At 60.8% G+C, this 21431-nt stretch carries 14 protein-coding genes and 1 pseudogene; 8 read left to right on the top strand and 7 right to left on the bottom strand.

The features are described from left to right. The first annotated feature begins 160 nt into the window (after nucleotides 1–160). The 3 genes from AC1DM5_RS12755 (at nucleotide 161) to AC1DM5_RS12745 (ending at nucleotide 8700) form a co-directional block, all read left to right on the top strand. Complete coding sequence (locus tag AC1DM5_RS12755; RefSeq protein WP_007822262.1) at nucleotides 161–415, top strand: YMGG-like glycine zipper-containing protein; 255 nt, start codon at nucleotides 161–163, stop codon at nucleotides 413–415. Nucleotides 416–588: 173 nt separating this feature from the next. Then, nucleotides 589–2514 (top strand): autotransporter assembly complex protein TamA, encoded by a 1926-nt coding sequence (locus tag AC1DM5_RS12750; protein WP_477975079.1) that lies wholly within the window; start codon nucleotides 589–591, stop codon nucleotides 2512–2514. A 78-nt stretch (nucleotides 2515–2592) separates the two neighbouring features. Further along, nucleotides 2593–8700 carry a translocation/assembly module TamB domain-containing protein gene (locus AC1DM5_RS12745; RefSeq protein WP_477975077.1) on the top strand — a complete coding sequence of 2036 codons (6108 nt, stop codon included), beginning with the start codon at nucleotides 2593–2595 and terminating at the stop codon, nucleotides 8698–8700. A gap of 22 nt (nucleotides 8701–8722) precedes the next feature. Here AC1DM5_RS12745 and AC1DM5_RS12740 read toward each other — a convergent pair whose 3' ends face one another. Next, the gene (locus tag AC1DM5_RS12740) at nucleotides 8723–9151 is read right to left on the bottom strand and encodes an Lrp/AsnC family transcriptional regulator (protein WP_113324229.1); all 429 of its coding nucleotides are present in this window, start codon (nucleotides 9149–9151) and stop codon (nucleotides 8723–8725) included. A 131-nt stretch (nucleotides 9152–9282) separates the two neighbouring features. Here AC1DM5_RS12740 and rocF point away from each other — a divergent pair, with 131 nt between their 5' ends. From rocF to AC1DM5_RS12715, 5 genes and pseudogenes are all read left to right on the top strand, one after another. After that, a complete protein-coding gene (gene rocF, locus AC1DM5_RS12735) occupies nucleotides 9283–10218 on the top strand; it encodes an arginase (protein WP_477822236.1) in 936 nt (311 codons plus the stop codon). A gap of 13 nt (nucleotides 10219–10231) precedes the next feature. Beyond that, the gene (rocD, locus tag AC1DM5_RS12730; RefSeq protein ID WP_477822235.1) at nucleotides 10232–11431 is read left to right on the top strand and encodes an ornithine--oxo-acid transaminase; all 1200 of its coding nucleotides are present in this window, start codon (nucleotides 10232–10234) and stop codon (nucleotides 11429–11431) included. A gap of 345 nt (nucleotides 11432–11776) precedes the next feature. Further along, nucleotides 11777–13567 (top strand): methyl-accepting chemotaxis protein, encoded by a 1791-nt coding sequence (locus AC1DM5_RS12725; RefSeq protein ID WP_477822234.1) that lies wholly within the window; start codon nucleotides 11777–11779, stop codon nucleotides 13565–13567. Beyond that, nucleotides 13567–14043, top strand: coding sequence for a chemotaxis protein CheW (locus AC1DM5_RS12720; protein ID WP_007822287.1), 477 nt, complete (start codon nucleotides 13567–13569; stop codon nucleotides 14041–14043). The genes AC1DM5_RS12725 and AC1DM5_RS12720 overlap by 1 nt, the downstream gene beginning before the upstream one ends. A gap of 92 nt (nucleotides 14044–14135) precedes the next feature. Beyond that, nucleotides 14136–14375, top strand: a pseudogene (locus AC1DM5_RS12715) (methyl-accepting chemotaxis protein); the annotation flags it as partial. Here AC1DM5_RS12715 and AC1DM5_RS12710 read toward each other — a convergent pair. From AC1DM5_RS12710 to AC1DM5_RS12685, 6 genes are all read right to left on the bottom strand, one after another. After that, on the bottom strand, nucleotides 14369–14614 hold the full coding sequence (locus AC1DM5_RS12710) for a formate dehydrogenase subunit delta (protein WP_477822233.1): 246 nt from the start codon (nucleotides 14612–14614) through the stop codon (nucleotides 14369–14371). The pseudogene AC1DM5_RS12715 and the gene AC1DM5_RS12710 overlap by 7 nt on opposite strands. Continuing rightward, complete coding sequence (gene fdhD / locus AC1DM5_RS12705; RefSeq protein ID WP_477822232.1) at nucleotides 14604–15431, bottom strand: formate dehydrogenase accessory sulfurtransferase FdhD; 828 nt, start codon at nucleotides 15429–15431, stop codon at nucleotides 14604–14606. Before fdhD ends, AC1DM5_RS12710 begins: the two co-directional genes overlap by 11 nt. Continuing rightward, a complete protein-coding gene (gene fdhF, locus AC1DM5_RS12700; RefSeq protein WP_477822231.1) occupies nucleotides 15431–18310 on the bottom strand; it encodes a formate dehydrogenase subunit alpha in 2880 nt (959 codons plus the stop codon). Before fdhF ends, fdhD begins: the two co-directional genes overlap by 1 nt. A 3-nt stretch (nucleotides 18311–18313) precedes the next feature. Continuing rightward, the gene (locus AC1DM5_RS12695; protein WP_477822230.1) at nucleotides 18314–19870 is read right to left on the bottom strand and encodes a formate dehydrogenase beta subunit; all 1557 of its coding nucleotides are present in this window, start codon (nucleotides 19868–19870) and stop codon (nucleotides 18314–18316) included. Next, entirely contained in the window at nucleotides 19867–20346 is a 480-nt protein-coding gene (locus tag AC1DM5_RS12690; protein ID WP_477822229.1) for a formate dehydrogenase subunit gamma, read from the bottom strand. The genes AC1DM5_RS12695 and AC1DM5_RS12690 overlap by 4 nt, the downstream gene beginning before the upstream one ends. 135 nt (nucleotides 20347–20481) lie before the next feature. Next, nucleotides 20482–21375 (bottom strand): LysR family transcriptional regulator, encoded by an 894-nt coding sequence (locus AC1DM5_RS12685; protein ID WP_113324240.1) that lies wholly within the window; start codon nucleotides 21373–21375, stop codon nucleotides 20482–20484. Nucleotides 21376–21431: the final 56 nt, after the last annotated feature.

Here is a 21431-nt window from a genome sequence, read left to right as displayed (position 1 = left end):
AATTCGCTTTTAATCGTGGAAAGAAACCCGCGCCTTACGAAAAAAAGCTCGATGGTGGTAGACAAGCCCTTCTTGCGACATAGTTTTCGGGCTAGCCTGAGAAAAACACGTTAGGGACGACATCCGCCCGCTGGGGCGCCAAAAACCTCGGAGAGAAGAGATGAAAAAAGTCCTCGTACTCGCATTGATCGGTCTTTCGATCGCAAGCTGCACACCCACGCAACAAGGTGCCGGTATCGGCGCAGCGTCTGGCGCCGTTATCGGCGGCGTGGTCACCGGCGACGTGCGCGGCGCGGCAGTCGGCGCAGCGATCGGTGGCGTTTCGGGCGCGCTTATCGGCAGGGTCGCAGAGCAGCCCGGCCAATGCTATTACCGGGACCGGTACGGTCGCCGCTACATCGATGATTGCCGCTGAGATCTGCAATCAGAGTGGGAAAAATGGAAATCCCGGACCCTCGTCCGGGATTTTTTTGTACTAAATTAGTGCGCCAGCAGTTTAAATTGGTACACGTGGCGCGATTTTGCCGCTAAGCTTACTATCGGCTGGGCAACGCAGAGCTTCATTTTAATGTAACCAAAAAGCGGCGGATGCGGATTAGAGGGACGGGCCTGAGAGCGGGTATTGCGTATCGAGCAGGCGCCATGGTGGTGGTCGCAGCGGCGGCTGCATTTTCACCAGTCCTCGTGGGCAATGCTTACGCATTCAAGCTTTTTGGTATCACCATATTCGGCAAGGACGAGGACGAGAACCTGCAGGTGCCCGATCCTGTGCGCTATGATGTCGACCTCCAGGCCGGGACAGCCGATAGCGACCTCAAGAAGGCGCTGGAGAACAGCTCTCGTCTCGTCGGCGACAAGAACCGTCCGGTTTCAGGAGATCTTGGCGTCGTCGTGAAAGCCCGCGACGACCGCGACAGACTAATCGCCACACTCTACGAAAAGGCGCGCTACGGCGGCGTGGTGACGATTACCATCGATGGCCGCAACATAGACGATCTGYCGCCGAACCCGACTTTCGATCGTTCAAAGCCCGTCCCGGTCAAGGTGGATATAGCGCCTGGCCCGGTCTTCACTGTCAATGAAGTGCAGTTCGGCGGCGATGCTGCGAACCGCAATCCCGCCGATTATGATCTGGCGCCCGGCGAGCAAGCCGGCTCGCTCGCCATCATCAAGGCCGGCGATACGATCGTCGACCAGTTGAAGAGCGAAGGAAGGCCCTTTGCCAAGCTGACCGAGCGGCGCGTGGTCGCCGACCACAGCAAGAACACCGCCGATATCGTTCTCGCTGCCGAAGGTGGTCCGGTTGCTCCGATCGGCGACGTCGGCGTGACTGGGGAGGAAAGGGTCAAGCCGGAATTCATCCAGCGCTATTCCCGCCTGCAGAAGGGCGAAGCCTATTCGCCCGAGGCACTGAGGAAGGCAGGCGAGCGCCTGCGCGCACTTGGCGTGTTCTCCAGTGTGACGATCCACGAAGGCGACGCGCTGGCCTCCGATGGTACCTTGCCCATGACGATCGAGGTTTCCGAAGGCAAGCGGCGTTACCTCGGCATCGGCGCGCAATATTCGACGATCGACGGTTTCGGCGTCAACGGTTACTGGGGCCATCGCAACCTGTTCGGCGGGGCCGAATCGCTGCGCATCGAAGGCGCCGTCTCACGCCTCGGCGAAGCGTCCGACCTCGGCGATCTCGATTACTCCGCCGGCATTCTCTTCACGAAACCGGGCTTCATTCATCCGTCCGCCACCCTGAAGGCCGGGATCGTCGCCAAGACGCAAAATCCGGATGCCTATAACGCCAAGCTCATCACCGCCTCGCTCGGCCTCTCCTATGAATTGACGGATCAGGACACCATCTCTGCAGCCGGCGAGGTGAGCTTCGAGAATGACGACGACGCTTTCGGCAACAACAATTATCTGACCTTCACGCTGCCTATCACTTATGATCGCGACGCCCGCGACGACAAATTCAATCCGACCGGGGGCTACCACGCCACGCTGTCGGCAAAGCCGGGCTATGAGTTCATGAACGGAACGGTCTATTCAGCCTTCGAGGGCTCGATATCAGGCTATCTCGGTCTCGGCGCCGAAGACGGCATCGTGCTGGCCGCCAAGCTCGCGGCCGGCACGCTGATCGGCGGCGACGGCGTTCAGGATATTCCCGCCACCCAGCGTTTCTTCGCCGGCGGCGGCGGCTCCGTGCGCGGCTACGGCTATCAGGAAATCTCGCCTTATAACGAAAACGGCGAGGCCACTGGCGGCCGCTCCTATGTGACCGGCTCCTTCGAGGCGCGTATCAGGATCACCGATACGATCGGCATCGTGCCCTTCATCGATGTCGGCACGGTTTCGGACAGCATTGCGCCTGATTTTTCCGATATCCGGGCCGGCGCAGGCGCCGGTATCCGCTATGCAACGCCTTTCGGCCCCCTTCGGCTTGATTTTGCCGTACCGCTGAACAAGTACGACGGTGGGACGGATTATGGAATTTATGCCGGCATAGGCCAGTCGTTCTAGGCCAGTTATCAGAAATGCCGATTTCGCAGTGTTTTCCGACCTGTGAGCTGTCATGAAAACGGGATAGTGTCCGCTCTTATGCAAATGTTGGCGAAAATCATGAACTGGATAATGCGGCTCGTCGGCTACGGCCTCGGCGCGGCGATCATCCTTGCCGTCATTGCTTTGGCGATCTTCGGCTTCACCTCTTTCGGTGCCCGCATCATCACCGAGAATGTCGCTTCCGCGCTGTCCAACCGCGATATGACGATATCCGTGCGCGAACCCGAGGGCCTGCTGACCGGCGGCTTGCGCGCAGCCGAGATCACCCTGTCGGACACGCGTGGCACATTTGCAGAAATCCGCGGCATCGCCGTCGACTGGAATCCCCTGGCGCTGCTGACCGGCACCTTCCACGCCAGACAGGTATCAGTCGCCTCCATCGACGTGCGCCGCCAGCCGGTACGCACCCTCCCGTCCAGGCCGGCGACTCCGGAGGAAGGAAGCAGCGGAGGCTTCCGGCTGCCGCTGAAGATCGATATCGAGCATATCGCCTTGCCCGATATTTCCCTTGGCGCACCGCTGACCGGCCGCGCCTTCTCGCTTGCCGCCACCGGCAACCTCAGAGCCGATGGCGATGGCGGCGAAGCGCTTGTTAACGTCAACCGCCACCAGGTTCCCGACGCAAAGCTCTCCGCCGATATCGCCTTCACCCCGGCAAACGGCCATCTGCGGCTGAACGCCCAGCTTGCCGAACCGCAGGGCGGCCTGCTCGCCGGCTTTCTCGGTCTGCCCGGCAGCCCGGCGGTCAATATTGCGCTCAACGGCGAAGGTCCGATCTCGGACTGGAACGGCAAGCTGCAGGCTGCCCTCGATGGCCAGCAACGTGCCTCGCTGGAAGGCAAGCACGCAATCACGCCCGACGGCTTGCATCATCTCGACCTCAAGGGCGGCGGCGATGTAAGCTCGTTGCTCCCCATGGCATTCCGGCCGCTTTTTGCAGGCCAGACGAATATCGATGTATCCGCGACCTTCGACGATCATGGCAAGATCGATATTCAGACCGGCAATCTCGCGACCGGCAGCGTCGTCATCGCCGCTTCCGGCACGCTCGATCCTGCCGGCAATAACAGCCTGAATGCCAATGTGCTCGGCACCTCGGGTCCGGTCGATTTCCGCTGGCCGCTTGCCGATGGCGAAGCGCGCTTCATGATTTCGGGCCTCAATCTGGCGATGACCGGACAGGCTCAGGCCGTGCGCATCAACGCCAGCGGGTCGCTGGATTCCGCCACGATGCCACAGGCCGATATCGGCAACGTCAAGCTGACGGCCAAGAGCGATGCCTTCAATCTCGCCAATGGTGCCGGCGATATCCAGTTGCGCCTCGTCGCGGGTGACGCCACCTTCACCGAGCCCAACCTCAACCGCGCCGTTCGGGGTCCGATCACACTCGTCGCGCCGCTTCAGATTTCGCGCAACGGCATCGGCTTCAACGGCACGACGGTCGAAAGCGCCAATATCGGCGCCGATCTCAACGGCTCCTATCGCCTGGCCGACAATACGCTGACCGGCAATGCGAAATTTACCGTCCAGCCCGCCGCCTTGCCGCCGGCTGTTGCCGAAAAGTTCGATGCACCGATCAACCTCGAAACCCAGATTGCCGGCACGATCCCCTCCAAGGTGACGCTGTCGAACATCACGATCAAATCCCCGACCATCGAGGCAGGCGGCAACGTCACGCTCGATGAGGACGTGCTGACGGCCGATCTCGCCGGCAAGCTTCCCGATATCGGCAGGCTGCTGTCAGGCACGAGTGGGGAAGCGGATTACAGCGTCAAGGCAAGCGGCACGCTTCCGGCACTTGCACTCACCGCCAATGTGAAAGCCGCCAGCCTGCAGATGGCCGATCGCAAGGTCGGCGATCTCAATATCGACCTGACGGGCTCCGCCGATCCTACTGCTCCGCAGGGCCGGATCGCCGCGACCGGCACGATCGACGGCCAGCCGATCGGCATAAATGGGGACGTCAAATCCGAGAAGGGAATCATTTCTATCCCCGCGCTGACGGCCGATGTCGGCAGCAATCGCCTGGCGGGCAACCTCACGCTTTCGTCAGGCATGACGCCGGCTGGCGCGCTGACCTTCGACTTCCCTGATATCAGTCTGCTTGCCGCTCTCGGTGGCCAGAAGGCGGAAGGCGACCTCAAGGGCTCCGTCGACATTACTGGCAATGACGGCAAGATCGCGCTCAAGGTTGCCGCCAACGGCAGCGGCATTCGCCGCGATACGCTGACGATCGCCAAGCCGACGATCGACGTGACCGTCAGCGACCTTCAAGCTTTTGCAGCCAGCGGCACGATACGGGCCGACGAGTTCGGCGTCGGTACCAACAAGCTTACCGGCATTGCGCTTGATTTCGCCCAACAGCAGACCCGCACCGACTTCAATCTGGATGCAGGCTATGACGGCAATCCGCTGCAGGCCGCCGGCAGCGTGCAGTCTGCAGGCGGCATGATCGATCTCAGTCTCGACCGCTTCGCCGCCAAGCCGCACAACATTCCGGTCGAACTGGCGTCACCCGCACAGGTCAACGTCACCAAGGGAGTTGCCAGCCTGAACGGCCTGACCGTCAAGACCGGCAGCGGCTCGGTATCGGTCACCGGTTCGGCTGGTGAGACCCTGAAGCTCGATGCCGTCATTACCGACCTGCCGGCAAGCCTTGCCAACAGCTTCGTTCCCAACCTTGCCGCTGACGGCACGATTTCCGGGACGGTGAACGTAACCGGGACACCGGCCGCCCCCGCCGTCAATTTCAAGCTCGACTGGAAGGATGCGGCCACCAGCCATACAAAAGGCGCCGGCATCGCCCCTCTCGGCATCTCGACATCGGGCACCTTCGCCGACAACAGGCTGAACTTCGATGGCGGCATTAGCGGCGCTGACGGCCTTTCCCTGAAGGCGGCGGGCGACATCGGCCTTGCGGATCCGAACGGTCCGACCCTCAATATCAACGCCGACATCGTCAGCCTGCCGGCAAAGGTCGCCAACGGCTTTGTTCCCGATCTCGCTGCCGAAGGTACGATTTCGGGAACGGTTACGGCAACGGGCACGCCCGCAGCACCAGCGGCCGATTTCAAGCTGAACTGGAAAAACGCCGCGACGAGCCAGACAAAGAGCGCCAGGCTTGCCGGTCTGTCGCTTAGTGCATCCGGCAGGTTTGCGGATAACAAGCTCGATTTCGATACGGCGCTCACCGGCAAGGGCGGACTATCGCTGAAAGCGCTCGGCAATGTCGCTATTACCGGAACCACAATCGGCGACATCAAGGTCGACGCAAACCTCGCGAATGTTCCCGCCAATATCGCCAACGGTTTCGTGAAGGATCTCGATGCCGGTGGAACGATTTCCGGCACAGCCTCGGCGTCAGGCACGCCTGCCGCACCGGCTGCGGATTTCAAGCTCAGCTGGCAGGACGCCACGACGCGGCACACCAAGACCGCCGGCCTGACCGGACTGGACCTTGCGGCAACCGGCCATTTTGCTGACCAGAAACTCGATTTCGATGCCATACTCGCCGGACCGAAGGCCCTGTCGCTGAAGGCGACGGGCAATGTCGAGCTTGCTGGGACGGCAGTGCGCAATCTGAAGGTCGATGCAGATCTCGCAAACCTTCCAGCCGGCCTCGCGAACGGCTTCGTTCCCGATCTGGGCGCCGAAGGCACGATTTCCGGCAAGGCGTCGGCCTCCGGCTCGCTGCCGACACCGGCAGTCACCTTCGATCTTGCTTGGGCGAATGCTGCAACGCGCCAGACAAAGAGCAACCGACTCACCGGCCTTTCCGCCAAGGCCACTGGCAAATATGAAAGCAACAGGGTCGATTTCGACGCCAATCTCGGCAGCGATAATGGTGCGCTTCTGAAGGCAAATGGCGGCGTGACGATCGATGGCACGACAATTCGCGATCTCGCCGTCAATGCCAACATTGCCGGCCTGCCGGCAAATATCGCTAACGGCTTCGTACCCGGCCTCGGCGCTGAGGGCATAATCTCCGGCACCGCCGTCACCTCGGGTACGCCGACGGAACCAGTGGTCGATTTCAAGCTCGACTGGGCAAACGCAGCAACAAGCCAGACGAAGACCGCCGGCCTCTCAGGCCTCGCAATCGCCGCTTCGGGCAAATACGTCAGCAACCGTCTGGATTTCGACGCCAATTTGAATGGCAAAGGTGGCGTCTCGCTGAAAGCGGCCGGCAATCTCGCATTGGCGGGCACCACGATCCAGGGCATCGATGCGAAGGCCGATATCACCAATCTGCCGGCCGCCGTCGCCAATGGGTTCGTCCCTGATATTGGAGCCGAAGGCATCGTCACAGCGACGGCGACAGCCTCCGGATCGCTCACCGCCCCCTCCGCCGATTTCAAGATCGACTGGAAAAACGCCGGAACGAAACAGACCAGGACTGCCGGCCTCTCCGGCCTGACGCTCGCCGCTTCGGGCAAACTCAGCAAAAACCGGCTGGATTTCGACGCGAATCTTAACGGCAATGGCGGTGTCTCGCTGAAGGCAGCGGGCAATCTCGATATAGCCGGAACGACCATCAAGGGCGTCAATGCCAAGGCCGATATCGCCAATCTGCCGGCGGCCGTTGCTAATGGGTTTGTTCCGAACCTTGGTGCCGAAGGCGCCATCACGGCGACAGCGACTGCCTCGGGATCGCTTCCCCTTCCCTCGATCGATTTCAAGGTCGACTGGAAGAATGCCGAAACGAACCAGACGAAGGGCGCCGGCCTCGCCCCGCTCACTATCGGCGCAAGCGGCAAGCTGGCCGACAACCGCCTGACGGTCGACACCAGCCTTGCCGGCGACGGCGGATTGTCGCTGAAAGGCGGCGGCACTCTCGCAATGACAGGCAACCGTGCCATGTCGATGCGCTTCAACGGCAGTCTTCCATTCGCCGTTCTCGGTGCGCAGCTCGCTCAGCAAGGTCTCGTTGCCGAAGGCGTCGCCAATGTGAACCTGGAAGTCAGCGGCACGACGGCTGCCCCTGTCATCAACGGCACAGTGACGACGGATGGCGCAAAGCTGATCGACGTGCGCCGCAACCTCGCCCTCGAAGGCCTTGGCGCGACCATCACGTTCAACGGCCAGCAGGCAGTGATTTCCCGCTTGAACGGCAGGCTCGCAAGCGGCGGCTCGATCTCGGCGAGCGGCTCGGTTGGCATCAGCGGCACCTTCCCCGCCGATCTTTCCATCCGCCTGGACCACGCGGTCTATGTCGACGGCACGCTGGTTGTCGCAACGGTCGACGGCACGCTCGGCCTTAGGGGACCGCTGCTTTCCAATCCAACGCTTGATGGTAAGCTTCACATCRACAAGGCTTCGATCACCGTGCCAGAGAGGCTGCCGACATCGCTGCGTGAAATCGATATCCGCCATATCCACGCGCCGCCCGCCGTGCTCGCCCAGCTCAGGGACAATGCTCAGCAGCAGCCCCGGGAAAAATCTTCGACCATCATGCTGGATATCCAGCTCGATGCACCCTCGCAGATCTTCGTGCGCGGCCGTGGCATCGACGCGGAAGTCGGCGGTAACATCACGATCCGCGGCTCGGCTGCCGCACCCGAAGTTACTGGCGCCTTCACCATGCGCCGCGGCCGTCTGACGATCCTCAATCGCCGGCTCGATTTCTCCGACCGAAGCCGCATCACCTTTGCCGGCGATCTGACGCCTGCTCTCGATATGGAGGCCACTTCCACGTCAGGCAGCACGACGCTCACGGTGAATGTCGCGGGCCTTGCAACCGATCCCGCCATCACCTTCTCCTCCTCGCCTGCGCTGCCGCAGGATGAGGTGCTGGCCCAGCTCATCTTCGGCCAATCCATGTCCCGCCTGTCGCCGGTGCAGATCGCCCAGCTTGCCGATGCCGTCAGCCAGCTCGCTGGCAACCGCTCGACCTCGCTCTTCGAAGGGCTCCGCAACCAGCTCGGCGTCGACGACCTCGACATCAGCACGGATGCGAAGGGCCGGACCAGCGTCAGTGTCGGCCGCTACCTCAACGAACGGACCTATTTCGAGCTGCAGCAGGGCGGAGAAGCCGGCGCCAAGGCAATCATCAATCTGGATGTCGGCCGCGGCGTGAAGCTGCGCGGTGCCGCCGGCGGCAATGGCGCGGGTGAAGCCGGCATCGTCTATGAGCATGAATATTGAGGCCAGCCTGGAAAATTGAAGCCTAAAAGCTCGCCTTGCTTGTCTTCAGCAGAATGTTGGTTTCGGTGGTATTGATGCCGTCGAAGAGGCGTATCCGGCGCAGCGTCTCGTCGAAGGAAACGAGGTCACGGTCCTCGAGCTCGGCGACGAAATCCCATTTGCCGTTGGTGCTGTGCAGCGCGCGCACCTGTGGCAAGCCGCGAAGCTGGGTTGCCACCTTGTCGGCAAGCTTGCCATGCACTTCGATCATGACGATGGCCCGAACGCCGGCGGAACGCGTCTCGTGACCGGTGCGGATGGTGAAGCCGGCAATCGTGCCATTTTCCACCAGCCGGTCGATGCGCGTGGCAACCGTCGCCCGCGAAGCCCCCGTCAGCGCCGCAAGCGATGAGACGGAGATTCGCGCATTGTGCCGAAGGGCACTCAGAAGCTCATTGTCGAGATCGTCCACGGTTTCACTTTGTCAAATTAGCTTTATCAATCTGCGCAATCATAATCCATTTCTGACACTTTTCCATCTATTTGCCGCCGCCACTTTATCCCACTATCGGCCAAAACAGGCCTCAGAACGGAGCCCTCGGAATGGAAGTACAATCTCGATCTGTCGCTCTTATCGGTGTTCCCCTTGAAGAAGGTTCCGGCCGCAGGGGTGCCGGCATGGGACCGACAGCATTGCGCATTGCGGGTGTCGACAAGGCGCTGACCGATCTCAGCCACACTGTTGTCGACACGGGCGATCTCAGCATCGTCCCGGCCAGAGACCTTCCCAACCACCCGAACGCACATAATCTTCGCATCGTTGGCGCCTATACGCGTGCGCTCGAAGCAGCCACCTATGATGCGGCGAAAGCCGGCCACTTCCCGCTAATCCTCGGTGGCGACCACAGCCTTTCCATGGGCAGCGTCTCCGGCATGGCGCGTTATGCCGCTGAAAAAGACCGCCCGCTCTTCGTGCTGTGGCTCGACGCCCATTCGGATTTCAATACGCCCGAGACCTCGCCGTCGGGCAATATTCACGGCATGCCCGTCGCCTTCTTCTGCGGTCTGGCGGATTTTGCAGAGATCCTGCCGAAGGACCGTGCACTCGTCGATCCGAAGAAGATCTTCCAGGTGGGCATCCGCTCAGTCGATGCCTCCGAGCGCGTCGAAATCCGCAAGCACGGCGTCAATGTCTTCGACATGCGCTCGCTCGATGAACAGGGCGTGGCTATAATCCTCCGCCAGATCCTGGAAACGATCGAGAAGGCGAACGGCCTGCTGCATGTCAGCTTCGACGTCGATTTCCTCGATCCGGATTTTGCGCCCGGCGTCGGCACCACCGTTCCCGGCGGTGCCACCTTCCGCGAAGCGCACCTCATCATGGAGATGCTGTCCGACAGCGGCCTCGTCTCCTCGCTCGACCTCGTTGAACTCAATCCTTTCCTTGATGACCGCGGCAAGAGTGCCCGCATCATGGTGGAGATGACGGCAAGCCTCTTCGGCCGCCGTATCTTCGATCGTCCTACACGCGCCGCATAAGGGAGCACCGGCCATGAACATCTCGTCGAACCTCATCGCCACCGAACAACGTCTTGGAGCCAATAACTACAAGCCGCTTGATGTCGTGCTGACGCGAGGGGAAGGTGTTCATGTCTGGGACACGGATGGCAAGCGCTACCTCGACTGCCTCTCGGCCTATTCTGCCGTCAACCAGGGCCATTGCCATCCGAAGATCCTTGCCGCCATGGTCGAGCAGGCCGGCCGCCTGACACTCACCTCGCGCGCCTTCCGCAACGACCAGCTCGCCTATCTCTATGAAGAGCTGGCCGCGCTGACTGGCTCCCACAAGATCCTGCCGATGAACTCAGGTGCGGAAGCCGTCGAGACCGCCATCAAGGCGGTCCGCAAATGGGGCTATGAGGTGAAGGGCGTCCCGGAGGGCAAGGCGGAGATCATCGTCTGCGCCAACAATTTCCACGGCCGCACGCTGAGCATCATCAGCTTCTCGACTGACCCCGACGCCCGTACCGGCTTCGGGCCCTATACGCCGGGCTTCCGCATCGTTCCCTTCGGTGATGCAGAGGCCTTCGCGGCGGCCATCAATGCCAATACCGTCGCAGCACTGATCGAGCCGATCCAGGGCGAGGCTGGCGTCATCATTCCGCCGGTCGGTTACTTTACCCGCGTGCGCGAACTCTGCACGGCAAACAACGTCACGCTCATCCTCGACGAAATCCAGACCGGCCTTGGGCGCACCGGCAAGCTGCTCGCCGAAGAACATGAAGGTATCGAAGCCGACGTGACGCTCATCGGCAAGGCGCTCTCCGGCGGTTTTTATCCTGTTTCAGCCGTGCTTTCGAATTCTGAAGTCCTCGGCGTGCTCAAGCCCGGCCAGCATGGCTCGACCTTCGGCGGCAACCCGTTGGCCTGTGCGGTCGCCCGCGCGGCCCTGAAGGTGCTGACTGAAGAAGGAATGATCGAGAACGCCGAGACGATGGGCGACTATTTTCTCGAAGGTCTGCGCTCCATTCGCTCCAACATCGTCAAGGACGTGCGCGGCCGTGGCCTGATGCTTGCGGTCGAATTGGAGCCGGAGGCCGGTGGTGCCCGGCAATACTGCTACGCACTGAAGGATCGCGGTCTCCTCGCCAAGGACACGCACGACCACACGATTCGCTTCGCGCCGCCGCTGATCATCACTAAGGAACAGGTCGATTGGGCGATCTCGCAAATTGAAAAGACAATAACCTAAAGTAAAGTTGCGGATTATTTTGCAACCGATGCCGGATATTCTCAGATGAAACTAGATTTCATCTGTTAAAATTCATGAGAAGCTGTCAAAATCCGGTCAAAAGTAGATTTGGTTACTAATTCTTAATCAAGAAATTATATTTAATTGATGCGATTAGAGATCAGCTCCGCATCTTAGGGCCATGGGGTTCACGAATGAATTGGGCCGACCCGCTGCGTTTGCGAGGCCGGACGGACTTTCAAGTATTGCCGGATATACTGCAGTTTTACTGCGGTCCGTCATGCGCGAAATCCGAACCATTCTCCGAGACGTCGGCTGGTTGCCATCACACATCGGGGGATTGAAATGTCATTGTTTTCGTTGGGTGCGACGCCGGATTCACGTGCGATCGTCACAGCTCTCATGAAATCGCAGGCGACGATCGAATTCGACCTGCAGGGAAAGATCCTGAACGCGAACGAGAATTTCTGCCGGGCGCTGGGCTACAAGCTCAGCGACATTGTCGGCAAGCATCACAGTATTTTCTGTGAGCCGGATTATGTCGCCTCCCCGGCCTACCGGGAATTCTGGCGGAAGCTCGGTCGGGGCGAATTCGATGCCGGTGAATACAAGCGCATCGGCAAGGACGGCCGCGAGGTCTGGATCCAGGCTAGCTACAACCCGCTGATGTCGGGCGGCAAACCCTACAAGATCGTCAAGCTGGCAAGCGATGTGACCGCAGTCAAACTGAAAGCTGCCGATGCCGAAGGCAAGATCGCTGCCCTCTCGCGGGCTCAGGCCGTCATCGAGTTCACGCCGGATGGCGAAATCCTGCTGGCGAACGACAATTTCCTCTCGGTCATGGGTTACCGGCTGGAGGAGATCCGCGGCAAGCACCACAGTATGTTCTGCGAGCCGGACTATGTGCGCTCCGAAGCCTATAAGGAATTCTGGAAGAAGCTTGCCGCCGGCCAGTTCGTCGCCGAGGAATTTCTGCGCATCGGCAAGGGCGGCAAAGTTGTCTGGATCCAGGCATCCTATAACCCTATCTTTGACATGAGCGGCCGGATCTTCAAGGTCGTTAAATTCGCGACCGACGTCACCGAACGCGTCCGTGCTGTCGATGATCTGGCAACCGGCCTGACCGCGCTTGCCGAGGGCGATCTGACGAAGCGTGTCGAAAATCCTTTCCCGCCCGCGCTGGAGAAGGTCCGGACCGATTTCAATGCCGCGATCGACAGGCTCGGCAGCGCCATGCGCACGGTTCTCAACAACGCCGAGGCGATCGCCAGCGGTGCGCGTGAAACGAAGGAAGCCGCAGACGTGCTGTCCAAACGCACCGAACAGCAGGCCGCGACCGTCGAGGAAACCGCCGCCGCACTCGATGAAATCACCCAGACCGTTGCCGACAGCGCCGGCCGCGCCGCCGAAGCAGGCGGGCTTGTCGCGGAAACGAAGCGCGGCGCAGAACATTCCGGCAGTATCGTCCGCAAGGCGGTCGACGCCATGGGTCAGATCGAGAAATCCTCGCGCGAGATCAGCAATATCATCGGAGTGATCGACGAGATCGCTTTCCAGACCAATCTGCTAGCGTTGAACGCCGGCGTCGAGGCTGCGCGTGCCGGCGAAGCCGGCAAGGGTTTTGCCGTCGTCGCCCAGGAGGTGCGTGAACTCGCGCAGCGCTCGGCCAGCGCCGCCAAGGAGATCAAGGCGCTTATTACCACCTCCTCGGAGCACGTGAAAAGCGGTGTCGACCTTGTCGGCCAGACCGGTCAGGCACTGGAACGGATCGTCGCCCAGGTCGGCAATATCGACGTCAACGTCACGGCGATCGTCGAGTCCTCGCGCGAACAATCGACCGGGCTTGTGGAAATCAACAAGGCCGTCAACGTCATGGATCAGGGCACACAGCAGAATGCGGCCATGGTGGAGGAGACGACTGCGGCAAGCGCCCGACTTTCGTCCGAGACTGAAAACCTTCGCAATCTCGTCTCGCAGTTTAGATTTGGGCAACACTCTTCCGTTAATGTCATCGATAACCGTAACGATGCTTCGCCGGGTGCAAAGCCATCGCGTGGTATGAAGGCAAAGCTCGTCCGCGCCAATGGTGGCGCTGTCGCTTCTGCCCTGGCTTACGATAGTTGGGAAGAATTCTAATGGCCACGATCAACTCCACTAGCTTCAGCGGCGACACGCTCGAAATCATTGCCTTCCGCCTGCACGATCAGGAGTTTTGCGTGAAGACCACGACCATCCGCGAAATCCGCGGCTGGGCGCCGTCGACGCCGATCCCGCACTCCCCGGCAGATGTCATCGGTGTCATGAACCTGCGCGGTTCGGTCATCCCGATCATCGACCTCGCCTACAAGCTCGGCATGAAGAGCACTGTCGCCAACGAGCGCAGCGCCATTGTCGTCGCCGAAGTGCACAATATGGTCATCGGCATGCTGGTTGATCGCGTTTCCGACATCCTGACGATTTCTTCCAGCCATGTTCAACCCGTTCCGGAAGTGACCGCGTCCTTCGACCGTGCGTTCTGCGAAGGTATCATCGCTTCCGAAAACGGCATGATCTGCTTCCTGAACCTCGCAAAGATGTTCAAGGAAAACGAGACGGACGAACTGGCCGCCTGATCGCCACGCCAAGCAGTTTGCCAAATAATTGAGATGAAGAACCGCCTCACAAGGGCGGTTTTTTGTTACCCAAGCTCCCCATACATGCATGACGCTTGGCAAAGGGCAATCGCGAGATCTGGATCCAGGCCTCCTACAACCCTGTCTTCAAGCACGGCAAACCTTTCAAGGTGGTGAAATTCGCCTCCGACATTACCGAGGCCAAGAAGCGCGCCGTCGAGGACGCCGGCAAGCTCGAAGCCATTTCACGCTCGCAGGCCGTGATCGAATTTACTCCCACAGGCGACATCCTCACGGCCAACGAAAACTTCTGCAATGGTCTTGGCTATCGAAGTGGCTGTTCTGCCGGCTCCGGTTTCCGGATCAGGGGCACGGCCTGCAGCACGAGTGCGTCGAGGCCATTATCTTCCTTTTCCAGGATTTCGAAGAGTTGCCGCCGCATGCGCGGCTCCCAGAATTTATTGATATGCGTTGCAACCCCTTGTGCAGCCTCGCCTTCGGGCTGTGTCTTGAAGAAGGTTGCGATCTGGTTTGCCATATAGACGAGTTTGGTCTTGGTATCATGCGACATCGGCGATGCTTCCTGGCGACAGGCGATGCGGGTGGGTGAAAATCTCGAAATCCTCACCGCGAACGAGGGCGACAAGCGTCATGCCGGCTTCCTCGGCCGTGCGGATGGCAAGTGCCGTCGGCGCGGAAATGGCGATCAGCACGGGCGCGCCGAGGATCGCCGTCTTCTGAACCATTTCGACGGAAAGGCGGCTGGTAACGGCGACAGCGCCGGAAGCGCCGGCCTGCCCCGCCCTGATGACGGCGCCACAGAGCTTATCGAGCGCATTGTGCCGGCCGACATCCTCACGCACGGCGATCAATCCCTTGCCGGGGATGTAGAAGCCGGCGCCATGAACGGCTCGCGTCTCGCGATGCAGCGGCTGGGAATCGTTGAGCAGCGCGATCGCCTGCACGATATCAGCATGCGACAGCGACAGCTCGGTCTTGGAAACATCAGGCACCTTCCTGACCGCCTGCTCGATCGACTCGATGCCGCAGAGGCCGCAGCCGACAGGCCCCGCCATGCTGCGCCGCCGCTTTCTGAGCGCGTCCTCGACATCATCAACAAGCGTCACCTGGACGTCGATACCCTTCTCGTCCTCGATGAGCTCGACACCAGCGACCTGGCTGCGGTCGGTGATAATGCCCTCCGTAAGGCTGAAACCGACCGCGAAATCCTCGAGGTCACCGGGCGTGCCCATCATGACCGCATGAGAACTGCCGCCATAGGAAAAGGCGATCGGCACTTCCTCGGGCACGATACGCTCGCCCCGTGTCATGACGCCGCCCCTTCGGGCGACCTCCGTCACGCTTATGCGGGTCGGCCTTTCGGTCATTATTCCGCCGCCTCCATCTTGCTGGCGATGCGGCGGGACTGACGGGCCTGCTCGTCATACTCGACCTGCCACTCGGACGGGCCGTTGGAGGGCGAAACCTGCACCGCCGTCACCTTGTATTCCGGGCAATTGGTCGCCCAGTCGGAAAAGTCCGTCGTGATGACATTCGCCTGCGTATCCGGGTGGTGGAAGGTCGTATAGACGACGCCGGGCGCCACGCGATCGGTGATCAATGCGCGCAGCGTCGTATCGCCGGAGCGGCTGCCGAGCTTCACCCAATCGCCATCGCGAATACCGCGCTGTTCGGCATCATGCGGATGAATTTCCAGCCGGTCTTCGGAGTGCCAGATGACATTGTCGGTGCGGCGTGTCTGCGCCCCGACATTATACTGGCTCAGAATGCGGCCGGTGGTGAGAAGCAGCGGGAAGCGCGGACCTGTGCGCTCGTCGGTTGCCACATATTCCGTGCGGATGAACTTGCCCTTGCCGCGCACGAATCCATCCACATGCATGATCGGCGAGCCGAGCGGATGCTGCTCGTTGCAGGGCCACTGAACGGAGCCCATCTTGTCGAGATAGTCGTAAGAGACCGAAGCGAAGCTCGGCGTCGTCGCGGCAATCTCGTCCATGATCTCGGACGGATGCGTATAGTGCCAGTCGAGGCCCATGGCCTGGGCGAGCTTCTGCGTCACTTCCCAGTCGCCATAGCCGTTGCGTGGCGTCATGACCTTACGCACGCGGTTGATGCGGCGCTCGGCATTGGTGAAGGTGCCGTCCTTTTCGAGGAAAGTAGAACCCGGCAGGAAGACATGCGCATAGTTCGCCGTTTCGTTCAGGAAGAGATCCTGCACGACGACGCATTCCATGGCGGCAAGGCCGGCGGCGACATGTTTGGTGTCCGGATCGGACTGCAGAATGTCTTCGCCTTGAATATAGATACCCTTGAAGGAGCCGTCGACGGCAGCATCCAGCATGTTCGGAATACGCAGGCCCGGCTCGTTATTGAGCTTCACGCCCCAGAGCTTTTCGAAGATATCGCGCGTCGCATCGTCAGAGATGTGGCGATAGCCCGGCAGCTCATGCGGGAAGGAGCCCATGTCGCAGGAGCCCTGTACATTGTTCTGGCCACGCAGCGGGTTCACACCGACGCCGGGACGACCGATATTGCCGGTCGCCATGGCAAGATTGGCGATCGCCATGACCGTCGTCGAGCCCTGGCTGTGTTCGGTCACGCCGAGACCATAATAGATGGCGCCATTGCCGCCGGTCGCGAAAAGCCGGGCAGCGCCGCGCACATCTTCCGGCTTCACGCCGGTAAACTTCTCGACGGCTTCCGGGCTATGCTGCGGCTCGGCGACAAAAGCCGCCCAATCCTCGAACTCCGACCAGTCGCAACGCTCGCGGATGAATTTCTCGTCGTAGAGGCCTTCGGTCACGATCACATGCGCAAGCGCCGTCATGATTGCGACATTGGTGCCGGGCTTCAGCGGCAGATGGAAAGATGCCTCCACATGCGGCGAGCGGATAATATCGATACGACGCGGATCGATGACAATAAGCTTGGCACCCTGCCGCAGCCGCTTCTTCAGGCGCGAACCGAAGACCGGATGGCCGTCGGTCGGATTGGCGCCGATGATGATGACCACATCGGACTGTTCGACACTGTCGAAATTCTGCGTGCCGGCCGATGTGCCGAAAGCCTGGCCCAGTCCATAGCCGGTCGGCGAATGGCAGACGCGGGCGCAGGTATCGACATTGTTGTTGCCGAAGCCGGCGCGGATCAGCTTCTGGACAAGGTAAGTCTCTTCGTTGGTGCAGCGGGACGATGTGATACCGCCGATCGCTTCACGGCCATACTGATACTGAATGCGGCGGAACTCGGAAGCGACATGGGCGTAGGCCTCGTCCCAGGTCACCTCACGCCAGGGATCCGTCACCTTCTCGCGGATCATCGGGTTGAGGATGCGGTCCTTGTGGGTTGAGTAGCCATAGGCGAAGCGACCCTTGACGCAGGAATGGCCGCGGTTTGCCTGCCCATCCTTCCACGGCACCATGCGCACCAGCTCCTCGCCGCGCATTTCCGCCTTGAAGGAGCAGCCGACGCCGCAATAAGCGCAGGTCGTGACGGCTGAATGTTCCGGCTGGCCGATGCGGATGACTGATTTTTCCGTCAGCGTCGCGGTCGGGCAGGCCTGCACGCAGGCGCCGCAGGACACGCATTCGGAATCGACGAAATGCTCGTGCATACCGGGCGAAACGCGCGACCCGAAACCGCGCCCCTCGATCGTCAGCGCAAAGGTGCCTTGCACCTCCTCGCAGGCACGCACGCAACGGGAGCAGACGATGCACTTCGACGGATCATAGGTGAAGTACGGATTGGACTCGTCCTTCGGCATCCATTTCAGATTGATCTCGCCGCTGTTGCGCGCCTTGACGTGGTTGTCGCCCTCGTAGCCGTAGCGCACGTCGCGCAGACCGACGGCACCCGCCATGTCCTGCAGCTCGCAATCGCCATTGGCCGCACAGGTCAGGCAATCGAGCGGATGGTCGGAGATATAAAGCTCCATGACGCCGCGGCGGATATTCTTCAGCCGCTCCGTCTGCGTATGGACGACGATGCCGGATGCCACCGGCGTGGTGCAGGAGGCGGGTGTTCCGTTGCGGCCGTCGATTTCGATCAGACAGAGGCGGCAGGAACCGAAGGCATCGACCATATCGGTCGCGCAGAGCTTCGGCACCTGAATGCCGGCCTCCATAGAGGCGCGCATGATCGAGGTTCCCTCGGGAACCGTCACCTGCCGGCCGTCGATGGTCAGCGTCACCATCGTTTCGGATTTCGAAGCCGGCGTTCCGTAGTCGATTTCGTGAATGAGAGACATGGCCTATTCCGCCGCTTCAATGAGAGGAGTCGGGACAAAATCTTCGGGGAAGTGCGTCATCGCGCTCATGACAGGATAGGGCGTGAAACCACCGAGCGCGCAAAGCGATCCGAACTTCATCGTATTGCAAAGGTCGGCCAGCAGTTCGCGGTTCTTTTCGGGCTCGATGCCCCGAGCGATCCTATCGGCCGTTTCGACACCACGCGTCGAGCCGATGCGACAGGGGGTGCACTTGCCGCAACTTTCTACGGCGCAGAATTCCATCGCGAAACGCGCCTGCTTCAGCATATCGGCCGTATCGTCGAAGATGACGAGACCGGCATGGCCGATAAGGCCGTCCTTGGCTGCAAACGCCTCATAGTCGAACGGGGTATCGAAGAGCGCTCGCGGGAAATAAGCGCCAAGCGGCCCGCCCACCTGCACCGCCTTCACCGGCCGGCCGGACGCCGTACCGCCGCCGATCTTCTCGACGATATCGCCGAGCGAAAGACCGAAGGCGGTTTCGTAGAGACTGCCATATTTCACATTACCGGCGATCTGCAGCGGGATGGTGCCGCGTGACCGGCCCATGCCGAAATCGCGATAGAAAGCGGCCCCCTTGTCCATGATTACAGGCACCGACGCGAGCGAAATCACGTTGTTGATGACGGTCGGACAGTTGAACAGGCCCTTATGCGCCGGCAGCGGCGGCTTGGCGCGCACGATGCCCCGCTTGCCTTCGAGGCTGTTGAGCAGCGCCGTTTCCTCGCCGCACACATAGGCGCCCGCACCGGTGCGGATCTCCATGTCGAATTCCTTGCCGGAGCCGAGCACCGAAGCGCCCAGAATGCCAGCCTTGCGGGCGATTTCCACCGCCTGCGCCATCGTGGCGATCGCATGCGGATATTCCGAGCGCGTATAGACGAAACCTTTCGTGGCGCCGGTCGCGAGCCCGGCAATCGCCATGCCTTCGATGAGCACGAAAGGATCGCCTTCCATGATCATCCGGTCGGCAAAGGTACCGCTGTCGCCCTCATCTGCATTGCAGACGATATATTTGCGCGAACCCGCGGCATCGAGCACCGTCTTCCATTTGATGCCGGTCGGAAAGCCCGCGCCGCCACGGCCGCGAAGGCCGGAATCGGTGACTTCCTTGACGACATCGGCAGGCTGCATCGACACTGCACGGCGAAGACCGGCAAGCCCCCCATGGGCCTCGTAATCGTCAAGCGAAAGCGGATCGGTAATGCCGCAGCGGGCAAAGGTGAGACGGGTCTGGCCTTTCAGGAACGGGAGGTCCTCGACCTCCCCAAGACAGAGCGCATGCGCCCCGCCGTCCATCAGTCCCGCGTCGAACAGCCCGACGACATCCTTCGCCTTGACCGGCCCATAACCGATCCGTTTCCCGGACACGTCAACCTCGACCAGCGGCTCCAGCCAGAACATTCCGCGCGAGCCGTTGCGCACGACGGTCGCATCAAGGCCGCGGGCGGCGATCTCCTGGGTAATCGCCATTGCCACCTTCTCGGCCCCGAGCGAGAGCGCTGCGGCATCGCGCGGAACATAAATCTTCACAGTCATCGGCGCGCCTCCTCGACGAGTTCGGCCGCCAGTTCGTCATCGACGCGGCCATGCAATTCGCCATCGAACATGGCTGCCGGCGCGCAGGCACAGAGACCGAGACAGTAGACCGGCTCCAGTGTGACGCTGCCGTCGAGTGTCGTCTGATGAAAATCGATGCCGAGCAGGGTCTTGATACGCTCGGCCAGTGCATCGCCACCCATCGACTGGCAGGCTTCGGCGCGACAGAGCTTCAGCACGTGCCGACCGGCAGGATGATCACGATAATCATGATAGAAGGTTACGACACCGTGGACCTCGGCGCGAGAAAGATTGAGTTCATCAGCGATGACTGGCAGGGCCTCCTGCGGCACGTAACCGAACTCGTCCTGAACCTCATGCAGAATGGGGAGCAGTGGGCCTTCGAGGGATCGAAGATCAGCTACGATCGAGCGGATACGCCCGGCGATATCGCCCTGAGCGATAGGTATGTTCATATGCAGCCTCCCTTCGGCTTGCGCGTTCCGTGAAAACCGCAAAACTCCCCATGTCATTGCGAATTCTGCCGAACTGTCTCAGGGAAGCAGGCTGCAATCAATAAAGCAGTCTCGTTGCTTGATAGTTTTTTTCTATCAAAGTTCCGCGTCTTCAACGAGTGTTCTTGCTTCATGCAACAAGGCGGAGACAAGCGGCGTGAAAGGTTCCCGATAGGGAGCAACAAGGCCGACGAGATGGTGCGCTTCCGGCTCGACGATCGGGATCATCCGGATCTCCGCAGGAAAGCCGAATGATATCGCAACGTTACGCGGCATAATGCTTGCCCAGCGGCCGGTCCGCACATGCGAAAAAAGCACGATCATCGAATTCGATTCGAGTGTCGGATGGACTGTCGCCCCTGCTTCGGCCAAATGCCGGTTGATGATACGCCGGTTCTGCATGTCAGCCGTCAATAGGCAAAGCCGAAGATCACCCACTTCACGCCATGTCACACTCTCGCGATCCGAGAGCGGACTGCCGGCCGCGGTGATGAGATTATAGCGCTCCGCATAGAGGGGCACCGAAGTGACGCGCCCGAGCGGCTCGTTTTCCAGATAGGTGACGCCGGCATCGATCTCGAGATTTTCAAGCATGCTCAGCACCTGCAGCGAATTGCGCGAGACGATGGAGAAGGTGACGTCGGGATGCCTTTCCTGGAAGGGCGTTGTGATTCGCGACAGCATCGCGAGCGCAGTCGGAATGGACGCCAGACGCAGATGGCCGGAGAGACCCTTGCGGGCGGCGCGCATTTCCTCGCGCATGGTGCGCGTGTCGCCGACGATGCGCCGCGCCCATTCAAGCACGCGCTGCCCTTCCGGCGTCAATCCTTGAAAGCGGGAGCCGCGCTGCACCAGCATGACGCCGAGCTGATCTTCGAGCTGGCGAATGGCGGCCGAGAGCGTGGGTTGGGAGACGCCGCATTCCTCTGCCGCACGACCGAAATGTTTCTCGTTGGCGAGTGCGATGAAGAATTCCAGCTTGTCGATCATCCAGCCTCCCTGCCGAATTCGGCATGAGGCCTATCTTTGCGGCTTGCCGTTCGGCT

The organism is Rhizobium sp. 01T437, assembly GCF_056398505.1.
The sequence above is the reverse complement of the archived record's forward strand: the minus strand, read 5'-3'. Positions and strand labels throughout refer to the sequence as shown.